Here is an 11,685-nt window from a genome sequence, read left to right as displayed (position 1 = left end):
ATGAGCAACATCGGCGACCCCGGCCACGGACATTCCCCGGCGGCGTGGACCGCAGTGGTGATCATGCTCCTCGCGTTCGCGCTGGGCACCCTGTTCTTCTGGCTCGACATGCCGGTGCTCGTCTGGGCATCGGTCGGTCTGCTGGCCGTCGGCGGGATCGTCGGCTTCGCGATGTCGAAGGCCGGCTACGGCGCGTACGGCGACAAGTACATCTCGAAGGGGCACTGACGTGCTGGCCGGTCTCACGGCCGGCGCTGTCGAGGACGCGGCGCTCCGAGCGGCGGAGCGGCCGCTCGATGTCGTCGAACGCGAAGCGCTCGCCCAGAGCCCCGCTCGTGACGCCCTCGCGGCGCTGCGTCCCGCCGAGCGGGTCAAGATCATCGCCGAGGTGAAGCGTGCCAGCCCGTCGCGCGGAGATCTCGCGGCGATTCCCGACCCCGCACTGCAGGCGTCGCGGTACGAAGAAGGCGGCGCGTCGGTCATCTCCGTGCTGACCGAGGGGCGCAAGTTCAAGGGCAGCCTCGCCGACCTCGAGGCGGTCAAGGGCGCCGTGTCGGTGCCGGTGCTGCGCAAGGACTTCATCGCCAACCCGTACCAGGTGCTCGAGGCGCGCGCCTCGGGCGCAGACCTCGTCCTGCTCATCGTCGCCGCATTGGAGCAGGGCCTGCTCGCCGAACTCCACGAGCTCGTCCTCGAGCTGGGGATGACTCCGCTCGTCGAGACGCACTCGCTGGACGAGGTGCACCGCGCCGCCGACATCGGGGCACGTCTGATCGGCGTGAACGCCCGAAATCTCTCCACGTTCGAGCTCGACCGCGATCTCTTCGGCCGCCTGGTCGAGCACCTGCCCGCGGATGCGGTGAAGGTCGCAGAATCGGCCGTGCTGACTCCCGCCGACGTCGCCCACTATCGGGCCGCCGGCGCCGATGCCGTGCTCATCGGCGAGGCGCTGGTGACCAACGATCCCGTGACGACCCTCAATGCATTCCTGGAGGCGGGCGCGTGAGCCTGAGAGAACAGCACGGACCGTTCTTCGGCGAGTTCGGCGGCCGGTTCATGCCGGAATCGCTGATCGCCGCCATCGACGAGCTCACGGCCGTGTACGAGCAGGCGATGTCCGATCCGGCCTTCGCCGCCGAGCTGTCGCACATCCTCGCCACCTACGCCGGGCGACCGTCCGCTCTCACCGAAGTGCCGCGATTCGCGGCGCACGCGGGCGGCGCGCGCGTCTTCCTCAAGCGCGAGGACCTCAACCACACCGGGTCGCACAAGATCAACAACGTCATCGGCCAGGCCCTGCTCACCAAGCGCCTCGGCAAGACACGCGTCATCGCCGAGACCGGCGCGGGTCAGCACGGCGTCGCGACCGCGACGGCGGCCGCTCTCTTCGGCTTCGACTGCACGATCTACATGGGCGAGGTCGACACCAAGCGCCAGGCGCTGAACGTCGCCCGCATGCGTCTCCTGGGCGCCGAGGTGATCCCGGTCACCACCGGGTCCCGCACCTTGAAGGACGCGATCAACGAGGCGTACCGCGACTGGGTGGCCTCCGTCGAGACCACCAACTACGTCTTCGGCACGGCGGCCGGTCCGCACCCGTTCCCGGCGATGGTGCGCGACTTCCAGAAGATCATCTCCGAAGAGGCACGCGAACAGCTGCTGTCCGAGACCGGCCGCCTGCCCGACGCCGTGGTGGCGTGCGTGGGCGGCGGCTCGAACGCGATCGGCATGTTCGATGCGTTCCTCGACGACGACGGCGTGGCGCTCTACGGCGTCGAGGCGGCCGGCGACGGAGTCGACACCGAACGCCACGCGGCCTCGATCGAGCGAGGCCGCCCCGGCGTCTTGCACGGTGCGAAGACGTTCGTGCTCCAGGACGAGGACGGCCAGACCGTGGAATCGCACTCGATCTCGGCGGGACTGGACTACCCCGGCGTCGGGCCCGAGCACGCCTGGCTGGCTTCGATCGGCCGCGCGCAGTACATCCCCGCCACCGACACCGAGGCGATGGAAGCGCTGAGGCTGCTCAGTCGCACCGAGGGCATCATCCCCGCCATCGAGTCCGCGCACGCGCTGGCGGGAGCCCTGCGCATCGGACGTGAGCTCGGCCCCGACGCGATCATCGCCGTCAACCTGTCCGGTCGCGGCGACAAGGACATGGACACCGCCGCGCGCTGGTTCGAGCTGTACGACGAGGGGAGCGACCCGGTCGTCGAGCCGCAGCACGACGAGGCGGCCTCCGGCGAGGGCGTGGAGCTGTGAGCTCGCGGGTCGCCGCGGCGATCGACGCCGCCCACGCCGACGGGCGCGGCGCCTTCGTCGGCTACCTGCCGCTCGGATTCCCCGATCTGCAGACGAGCATCGACGCCGCTGTCGCGCTGGCCGAGGCCGGCGCCGATGTGCTCGAGCTCGGACCGCCTTACTCGGATCCCGTCATGGACGGCACCGTCATCCAGGAGGCCACGCAGACGGCCCTCGCTGCCGGATTCCGACTGCGCGACACCTTCACCGCGGTCCGCGAGATCGCATCCCGCGTCGATGTGCCCGTCCTCGTCATGACCTACTGGAACCCGGTGATGCAGTACGGCGCCGACCGGTTCGCCGACGACCTCGCCGCGGCCGGCGGCGCCGGGCTGATCACTCCGGACATCACGCCGGACGCCGCGCCCGACTGGATCGCCGCGTCGGAGCGCACCGGACTCGACCGGGTGTTCCTCGCCGCCCCGACCTCGACCGACGAGCGACTTCGGATGATCGTCGGCGCGTCGACGGGATTCGTCTACACCGTCTCGACGATGGGCATCACGGGGGAGCGGGCCGAGCTGGACGCCGCCGCGCGCACCCTGGTGTCCCGTCTGCGCGAGCTCGGTGCCGCTCACGCGTGCGTGGGCATCGGCATCTCCACACCCGATCAGGTCGCCGGTGTCGTCGACTACGCCGACGGCGCCATCGTCGGTACCGCGCTCGTCCGCGCGCTGCGCGACGGCGGTGTGCCGGCACTGTCGGAGACCGCCCGAGCTCTCGCTGCGGGCACGTCGCGCAACGGCGTCTAGACTTTTCCGGTCGCACGACCGCCGAATCCCGAGGGACGACCCGATGATCCACGCTGCACACACGCTCGTCGCGAGCATCCCGAGCCCGTCGGTGAGCTACATCGACCTGGGTCCGCTGCGCATCCACTTCTACGCGCTGTGCATCATCGCGGGCATCATCGTCGCGACCCTCATCACCAACCACCGCCTCACCAAGCGCGGCGCAGAGCCGTGGGTCGTCATCGACATCGCCCTCCTCGCGGTGCCCCTCGCCCTCGTCGGCGCCCGTGCCTTCCACGTCCTGACCCACCCGGGCTTCTACTTCGGCCCCGACAAGAACCCGTGGGCGGTCCTGTTCATCTGGGAGGGCGGCATCGCGATCTTCGGAGCCCTCCTCGGCGGCGCCGTGGGCGCCTACCTGGGCTGCAAGTGGACCGGCATCCGGTTCTGGAGCTTCGCCGACGCGCTCGCGCCGGCGATCCTGCTCGCCCAGGCGATGGGCCGGTTCGGCAACTGGTTCAACCAGGAGCTGTTCGGTCTGCCGACCGACCTGCCCTGGGGTCTCGAGATCGACAGCGACAACCCCGCCATCCCCGCGGGGCTCGCCCCCGACACCCTGTTCCACCCGACGTTCCTCTACGAGGTCCTGTGGAACGGTCTCGGCGTGCTCGTCCTGCTCTGGGTCGGCCGGACGGCGTGGGCGCAGTGGGGCAAGCTCTTCGGCCTCTACCTCATCTGGTACGGCGCCGGCCGCGTGGTGTGGGAGTCGATCCGCATCGATCCGAGCGAGATCATCCTCGGCCTGCGCACCAACGTCTGGGCGGCGATCTTCGCCGTCCTGGTCGGACTGGCCGTCATCGTCGTGCAGACGCGCCGGCACCCGGGACACGAGCCTTCGCCGTATCAGCTGGGGCGCGAATGGGTGTCTCCGAGCGCGCTACAATCGCAGAGCACCGAAGACTTCGTGGATCTGAGCGCACCCCCGACGCCCGAAGCTCACGCAGACAGCGCCACAAGCGCGGTCACCTCGAAGCAGTAGTTCCCCAGGGCCGACGTCGTCCCGGTTCAGCACCAATGTGAGGACGGTCAGCATGGCCTCGAACCCTCGACCCCGAAACTCCGGATTCGGTTCGTTCCCCCCCAAGCAGGGCATGTACAACCCTGACTTCGAGAAGGACGCGTGCGGTCTGGCGATGGTCGCCACGTTGCGCGGTCACGCCGGGCACGACATCGTCGAACTGGCGCTCACGGCGCTGCGCAACCTCGAGCACCGCGGCGCGATCGGCTCGGATGCGGGCACCGGAGACGGCGCCGGCATCCTGACGCAGATGCCCGACGCGTTCCTCCGCGAGGTCGTGGGCTTCCCGCTTCCGCCGGTGGGGGAGTACGCCGCCGGCATGGCCTTCCTTCCCCGAGACGCCGACGAGCGCCACGCGCTGAAGTCGAACATCGAGCAGCTGGCCGCCGCCGAGGGTCTGGTCGTCCTGGGCTGGCGCGAGGTGCCCACCGAGGACGAGAACCTCGGCAAGCTCGCGTTCGACGCGCGCCCGTCCTTCGAGCAGCTGTTCGTCGCGCGCCCGGCCGTCGGCGACGCGCCCGCTCTGTCGGGCATCGCACTGGACAGGCGTGTCTACCGACTGCGCAAGCGTGCACGCCATGAGCACGACGCCTACTTCGTGTCGCTGTCGAGCCGGACGCTCGGCTACAAGGGCATGGTCACGACCCTCCAGCTCGAGCCGTTCTACCCCGATCTGCAGGACGAGCGCTTCGCATCGGAGCTCGCGGTCGTGCACTCGCGGTACTCCACGAACACCTTCCCGTCGTGGCCGCTCGCCCAGCCGCTGCGCATGCTCGCGCACAACGGCGAGATCAACACGGTCAAGGGCAACCGCAACTGGATGCGCGCGCGTCAGTCGCAGCTCGAGTCCGAGCTGCTGGGCGACGTGCGGCCGCTCCTGCCGATCTGCACCGACGGCGCCAGCGACTCCGCCTCGTTCGACGAAGTGCTCGAACTGCTCACCCTCACCGGCCGGAGCCTGCCGCACGCGGTCATGATGATGGTGCCCGAGGCATACGAGAAGCAGACCGACATCGATCCGGATCTTCGGGCCTTCTACGACTACCACTCCATCCAGATGGAGCCGTGGGACGGACCGGCCGCCCTCATCTTCACCGACGGGACGCTCGTCGGCGCCACCCTCGACCGCAACGGCCTGCGCCCGGGACGCTGGACCGAGACGACCGACGGTCTCGTCGTGATCGGCAGCGAGACCGGTGTGCTGGACTTCGCCCCCGAGCGCATCAAGCGCCGCGGACGCCTGCGCCCGGGCCGCATGTTCGTGGTCGACACCGCGCAGGGTCGCATCGTGGAGGACGACGAGATCAAGCGCGACCTTGCGGCCCTGCATCCCTGGCAGGAGTGGCTCGACGCCGGCCGCGTGCGGCTGAAGGAACTGCCCGAGCGCGAGCACATCGTGCACCCCATCGCCTCCATCACCCGTCGCCAGCGCACGTTCGGCTACACCGAGGAGGAGGTGCGGATCCTGCTGACCCCGATGGGCCAGGTCGGCGCCGAGCCCCTCGGCGCGATGGGCAGCGACACGCCCGTCGCCGTGCTCAGTGAGCGTCCGCGACTGCTGTTCGACTACTTCACCCAGCAGTTCGCGCAGGTGACGAACCCACCGCTGGACTCGATCCGCGAGGAGGTCGTGACCTCGCTCTCGCTCGGTCTCGGTCCCGAGCGGAACCTCCTGTCGTGGGGGCCCGAGCACACGCGTACCGTGACGCTGGACTTCCCCGTCATCGACAACGACGAGCTCGCGAAGATCCAGCACATCGACACCGCCCTTCCCGGGCGCTCGTCGGTGACCATCCGAGGGCTCTACCGCGTCGAGGCCGGGCACAAGGGGATGCAGAAGCGTCTCGCGCAGATGTGCGCCGAGGCCGATCAGGCGATCGAGGACGGCGCCGAGTTCATCGTCCTCAGTGACCGCGACTCCAACAAGGACCTCGCCCCGATCCCCTCGCTGCTGATGCTCGCGGCGGTCCACCATCACCTCATCCGTCAGGAGACGCGCATGCGCGTCGGCCTGGTCGTCGAGGCCGGTGACGTGCGCGAAGTCCACCACGTCGCAACGCTGCTGGGCTACGGCGCCTCGGCGGTCAACCCCTACCTGGCCATGGAGACGGTCGAATACCTGGTACGCGCCGGGTACATCACCGGCGTCGCGCCCGAGAAGGCGGTCAAGAACCTGATCTACGCGCTCGGCAAGGGCGTCCTGAAGATCATGTCCAAGATGGGCATCTCGACGGTCTCCTCGTACGCCGGGGCTCAGGTCTTCGAGGCGGTCGGCCTCTCCGACGACTTCGTGTCGAAGTACTTCACCGGCACCGAGACGAAGCTCGGCGGCATCGGCATCGAGGTGATCGCGGCCGAGAACGCCAAGCGCCATGCCTACGCCTATCCCGAAGACGCCGCCGTGCGGGCGCACGAGCGGCTGTGGACCGGGGGCGAGTACCAGTGGCGGCGCGACGGCGCGCCCCACCTGTTCAACCCGGACACCGTGTTCCGTCTGCAGCACGCCACACGCACCCGTCGCTACGACATCTTCCGGGAGTACACCAAGCTCGTCGACGACCAGGCCGCCGAGCTCAAGACGCTGCGCGGCATGTTCAAGCTGCGCGCCGGGGTGCGTCCGCCGGTGCCGATCGACGAGGTCGAATCGGTCGCCTCCATCGTGAAGCGCTTCTCCACGGGGGCCATGAGCTACGGTTCGATCTCGAAGGAGGCGCACGAGACGCTCGCGATTGCGATGAACCGTCTCGGTGCGAAGTCCAACACCGGCGAGGGCGGCGAGGACGTCGAGCGCCTGCTCGACCCCGAGCGCCGCAGCGCCATCAAGCAGGTCGCCTCCGGCCGCTTCGGAGTGACGAGCATGTACCTCACCCACGCCGAGGACATCCAGATCAAGCTCGCCCAGGGTGCCAAGCCCGGCGAGGGCGGTCAGCTGCCGCCGGGCAAGGTGTACCCGTGGATCGCGCGGACGCGCGGCGGAACGCCGGGGGTGGGGCTCATCTCCCCGCCGCCGCACCACGACATCTACTCGATCGAGGACCTCAAGCAGCTGATCTTCGACCTCAAGCGGGCGAACCCCGCCGCCCGCGTGCACGTCAAGCTCGTGAGCCAGTCGGGTATCGGCGCGGTCGCGGCGGGAACGGCGAAGGCCCTCGCCGACGTCATCCTCGTCTCGGGGCATGACGGCGGCACCGGCGCCAGCCCGCTCAACTCGCTCAAGCACGCCGGCACCCCGTGGGAGCTGGGCCTGGCGGAGACCCAGCAGACCCTCATGCTCAACGACATGCGCGATCGGGTCGTGGTGCAGGCCGACGGGCAGCTGAAGACCGGACGCGACGTCGTCATCGCCGCCCTGCTCGGTGCGGAGGAGTTCGGCTTCGCCACCACCGCGCTCGTGGTCGAGGGCTGCATCATGATGCGGGTGTGCCATCTCGACACCTGCCCGGTCGGCGTGGCGACGCAGAACCCGGTCCTGCGCGAACGCTTCACCGGCAAGCCCGAGTTCGTCGTCAACTTCATGGAGTTCGTGGCGCAGGAGGTGCGCGAGTATCTCGCCGAGCTCGGCTTCCGCTCGCTCGACGAGGCGATCGGCCGGAACGACGTTCTCGACGTCGACGGCGCGATCGAGCACTGGAAGGCGAACGGGCTCGACCTCTCGCCGATCCTCACCGGACCGGCGTTCGCCGACGGTGCGGCCCGACGACACCTGCGCGACCAGGACCACGAACTCGAGGACCACTTCGACGTGCAGCTCATCGAGCGTGCGCAGGATGTCGTCGCGCACGGCGGGCGGGTCGAGATCGACCTGCCCATCCGCAACACCGAACGCGCGGTGGGCACGATGCTCGGCAACCGCGTCACGCTCGCGCACGGTGAGAACGGCCTGCCGGCCGACTCCATCGTCGTGACCCTGACCGGATCGGCGGGACAGTCGTTCGGCGCGTTCCTCCCGTCGGGCATCACCCTGCGTCTCGAGGGCGACTCGAACGACTACGTCGGCAAGGGGCTCTCCGGCGGTCAGATCGTCGTGCGGCCCCCGCGCGACGCGGCGTTCGACGCGTCCGAGAACGTCATCGCCGGCAACGTGATCGGCTACGGCGCGACCCAGGGCACCATGTTCCTGCGCGGGGTGGTGGGGGAGCGGTTCCTCGTCCGCAACTCCGGCGCGACCGCGGTCGTCGAAGGGGTGGGCGACCACGCTCTCGAGTACATGACCGGCGGGCTCGCCGTCATCCTCGGCGCCACCGGGCGGAACCTCGGCGCCGGGATGTCGGGCGGCAACGCCTACGTCTACCGACTCGAGCGGGCCAACGTGAACCGCGAGGCCCTCGCCAGCGGTGAGCTGGTGCTCGAGGAGATGGGGTCCGGCGACGCCGAGATCCTGCGCGATCTGCTCGAGCGGCACCGGGCCGAGACGGGATCCGAGCTCGCGGCCCGCCTGCTCGAGAACTTCGACGACGAGGTCGCCGACTTCGTCCGTGTGGTGCCGCGCGACTATGCCGCGGTGCTCGAAACCCGACAGACGGCAGCCGCCGAGGGGCTCGACCCCGATGGCGACGAGGTCTGGAGCCGCATCCTGGAGGTGACACGTGGCTGACCCGAAGGGCTTCCTGAAGACGACCGAGCGCGAGCTCCCGAAGCGTCGTCCCGTCCCGGTCCGCATCATGGACTGGCGCGAGGTCTACGAACCCGGCGACAGCGCCGTGCTGCGCCGACAGGCGGGCCGCTGCATGGACTGCGGCGTGCCGTTCTGCCACCAGGGTTGCCCCCTGGGAAACCTCATCCCCGAGTGGAACGACCTGACGTGGCGGGGCGAGGGACGTTCGGCGATCGAGCGGCTGCACGCGACGAACAACTTCCCGGAGTTCACCGGTCGGCTGTGCCCCGCGCCCTGCGAGAGCTCGTGCGTGCTGGGGATCAACCAGCCCCCGGTCACGATCAAGCAGATCGAGGTCTCCACGATCGACGAGGCCTTCGCGAACGGCTGGGTGGAGGCCGAGCCCCCCGGGCGTCTCACGGGCAAGACCGTGGCCGTCGTCGGATCCGGTCCCGCGGGGCTGGCCGCCGCACAGCAGCTCACCCGCGCCGGTCACACCGTCGCCGTGTACGAGCGCGACGACCGCATCGGCGGTCTGCTGCGGTACGGCATCCCCGACTTCAAGATGGAGAAGCGCCACATCGAGGCGCGACTGCGGCAGATGCAGGACGAGGGGACCCGGTTCCGCGCCGGCGTCGAGATCGGCAAGGACATCACGTGGGACGCGCTGCGCGCGCGCTACGACGCCGTGGTGGTCGCCACCGGCGCCACCGAGCCGCGCGATCTGGCGATCCCGGGCCGCGATCTCGCGGGCGTGCACTTCGCGATGGAGTACCTCGTCGAGTCCAACAAGGCCGTCGCGGGCGATCAGGTGTCCAACCAGATCCACGCCGAGGGCAAGCACGTGGTCGTGATCGGCGGCGGCGACACCGGCGCCGACTGCATCGGCACCGCCCACCGTCAGGGCGCGCTCAGCGTGACGAACCTGGCGATCGGCAACCAGCCGCCGTCCGAGCGTCCCGATCACCAGCCGTGGCCGATGATGCCGACCGTGTTCGAGCTGGCCTCGGCGCACGAGGAGGGCGGTGAGCGGTCGTTCCTGGCCTCCACCGTCGAGTTCCTCGCGAACGACGCGGGCGAGGTGCGCGCGCTTCGCGTCGCCGAGACCGAGTTCGTCGACGGCCGCCGCGTGCCCAAGAGCGGCACCGAGCGTGAGATCCCCGCCGACCTCGTGCTCATCGCGATGGGTTTCACCGGCCCGGAGCGCAGCGGGCTCGAGGGACAGCTGGGTACCGTCTTCACCGATCGCGGCAACGTCGACCGCGCCGACGACTACCAGACGGCCACGCCCGGCGTGTTCGTCGCGGGAGACGCGGGGCGCGGCCAGTCCCTCATCGTGTGGGCCATCGCCGAGGGACGGGCGGCGGCCTCGGCTGTCGACCGGTACCTGATGGGAGACACCGACCTGCCGGCACCGGTGCGTCCGACCGACGTCGCGATCGGGCTCCAGCGGGCATAGGCTGGACCCATCCCCTCCCCACCCGACACCACCGGAGATTCAGTGAGACGCGCCAAGATCGTCGCCACCCTGGGACCGGCCACAGCCAGCTACGAGATGGTGCGAGCCATCATCGACGCCGGCGTGGACGTGACCAGATTCAACCTCAGCCACGGAGACTATTCGGAGCACGAGGTCCGTTGGGCCAACGTGCGCAAGGCGGCGGACGACGCCGGTCGCCCGGTCGCCATCCTCGTCGACCTGCAGGGACCGAAGATCCGTCTCGGCAAGTTCGAGAACGGTCCCCATCAGCTCGCGGTCGGCGACATCTTCAAGATCACGACAGAAGACATCCTCGGCACCAAGGAGATCGTCTCGACGACCTTCAAGGGTCTGCCCGGTGATGTGAAGGCCGGTGACTTCCTGCTGATCGACGACGGCAAGGTGCGCGTCGAGGTCGTCTCCGTCGATGGCCCCGTCGTCACGACGAAGGTGATCGTCGCCGGACCGGTGTCCAACAACAAGGGCATCAACCTGCCCGGTGTGGCCGTCAGCGTGCCGGCGCTCTCCGAGAAGGACGAGGCCGACCTGCGGTGGGGGCTGCAGCAGGGAGCGGACATCATCGCCCTGTCCTTCGTGCGCGACGCCGGTGACGTCACCCGCGTCCACGAGATCATGGCAGAGGAGGGCCGCAAGGTCCCCGTCATCGCCAAGATCGAGAAGCCGCAGGCCGTCGACAACCTCGAGCAGATCATCGACGCCTTCGACGGCATCATGGTCGCCCGCGGCGACCTCGGTGTCGAGCTGCCGCTCGAGGCCGTCCCGATCGTCCAGAAGAAGGCCGTGGCCCTGTGCCGCCGCATGGCCAAGCCGGTCATCGTCGCGACGCAGATGCTCGAGTCGATGATCGAGAACCCGGTGCCCACACGCGCCGAGACCAGCGATGTCGCCAACGCCGTGCTCGACGGTGCCGACGCCGTCATGCTCTCGGGCGAGACGAGCGTGGGCAAGTACCCGGTGGGTGTGGTCGAGACGATGGCACGCATCGTCGACTCGACCGAGACCCACGGTCTGGACCGGATCGCGCCCCTGACGGCCAAGCCTCGCACGCAGGGCGGCGCGATCACGCTCGCGGCGATGGAGGTGGCTCAGTTCATCGAGGCGAAGTTCCTCTGCATGTTCACCGAGTCCGGCGACACCGCCCGTCGGATGTCGCGTCTGCGCCCCGAGATCCCCATGATCGCCTTCGCCACCGACCCGGCCATCCGCCGGCGCATGGCCCTCACGTGGGGCATCCGTTCGAGCCTGGTCGAGGAGGTGGCGCACACCGATCTGATGTACCACCAGGTCGACGACTTCTTCCTCTCGAACCGCCTCGCCGAGGTCGGCGACAAGGTCGTCGTCATCTCCGGTTCCCCTCCCGGAATCCAGGGATCGACCAACGACATCCGCATCCACAAGATCGGCGACGCCGTCCACGGCCGCGCGCCGATCTACCAGGCGATCCAGTAGTCGCCGGAATCCGTCGAAACCGTCGCAGGGC

The 11,685-nt window shown here is 69.4% G+C and carries 8 protein-coding genes; all 8 read left to right on the top strand.

Annotated elements, in window-relative coordinates; translation table 11 throughout:
- Genes HW566_RS01245 through pyk form a run of 8 tightly spaced genes read left to right on the top strand, consistent with a single transcriptional unit; the run spans position 1 to position 11,654 of the window.
- On the top strand, positions 1-228 hold the full coding sequence (locus tag HW566_RS01245; protein WP_178009698.1) for a DUF6704 family protein: 228 nt from the start codon (positions 1-3) through the stop codon (positions 226-228).
- Between the two features lies 1 nt (position 229).
- Positions 230-1,006 carry an indole-3-glycerol phosphate synthase TrpC gene (gene trpC / locus HW566_RS01240; protein WP_178009696.1) on the top strand — a complete coding sequence of 259 codons (777 nt, stop codon included), beginning with the start codon at positions 230-232 and terminating at the stop codon, positions 1,004-1,006.
- Complete coding sequence (gene trpB / locus HW566_RS01235; RefSeq protein WP_178009694.1) at positions 1,003-2,262, top strand: tryptophan synthase subunit beta; 1,260 nt, start codon at positions 1,003-1,005, stop codon at positions 2,260-2,262. Before trpC ends, trpB begins: the two co-directional genes overlap by 4 nt.
- Positions 2,259-3,053, top strand: coding sequence for a tryptophan synthase subunit alpha (trpA, locus tag HW566_RS01230; RefSeq protein WP_178009692.1), 795 nt, complete (start codon positions 2,259-2,261; stop codon positions 3,051-3,053). The genes trpB and trpA overlap by 4 nt, the downstream gene beginning before the upstream one ends.
- A 43-nt stretch (positions 3,054-3,096) precedes the next feature.
- Positions 3,097-4,071, top strand: a complete 975-nt coding sequence (lgt, locus tag HW566_RS01225) for a prolipoprotein diacylglyceryl transferase (RefSeq protein ID WP_178009690.1) — start codon at positions 3,097-3,099, stop codon at positions 4,069-4,071.
- Between the two features lie 52 nt (positions 4,072-4,123).
- The gene (gene gltB, locus HW566_RS01220; protein WP_178009688.1) at positions 4,124-8,704 is read left to right on the top strand and encodes a glutamate synthase large subunit; all 4,581 of its coding nucleotides are present in this window, start codon (positions 4,124-4,126) and stop codon (positions 8,702-8,704) included.
- Positions 8,697-10,163, top strand: a complete 1,467-nt coding sequence (locus HW566_RS01215; protein WP_178009686.1) for a glutamate synthase subunit beta — start codon at positions 8,697-8,699, stop codon at positions 10,161-10,163. Before gltB ends, HW566_RS01215 begins: the two co-directional genes overlap by 8 nt.
- A 42-nt stretch (positions 10,164-10,205) precedes the next feature.
- Positions 10,206-11,654, top strand: coding sequence for a pyruvate kinase (gene pyk, locus HW566_RS01210; protein ID WP_178009684.1), 1,449 nt, complete (start codon positions 10,206-10,208; stop codon positions 11,652-11,654).
- Positions 11,655-11,685 lie beyond the last annotated feature (31 nt).

Source organism: Microbacterium oleivorans (assembly GCF_013389665.1).
GTDB classification, from domain to species: Bacteria; Actinomycetota; Actinomycetes; order Actinomycetales; family Microbacteriaceae; genus Microbacterium; species Microbacterium oleivorans_C.
This window is presented reverse-complemented; position numbering and strand designations above follow the sequence as displayed.

What these genes read in the sequence shown, in the direction of transcription:
- HW566_RS01245 (WP_178009698.1), top strand. Translation starts at nt 1, where the DNA reads ATGAGCAACATCGGCGACCCCGGCCACGGACATTCCCCGGCGGCGTGG.
- lgt (WP_178009690.1), top strand. Translation starts at nt 3,097, where the DNA reads ATGATCCACGCTGCACACACGCTCGTCGCGAGCATCCCGAGCCCGTCG.
- gltB (WP_178009688.1), top strand. Translation starts at nt 4,124, where the DNA reads ATGGCCTCGAACCCTCGACCCCGAAACTCCGGATTCGGTTCGTTCCCC.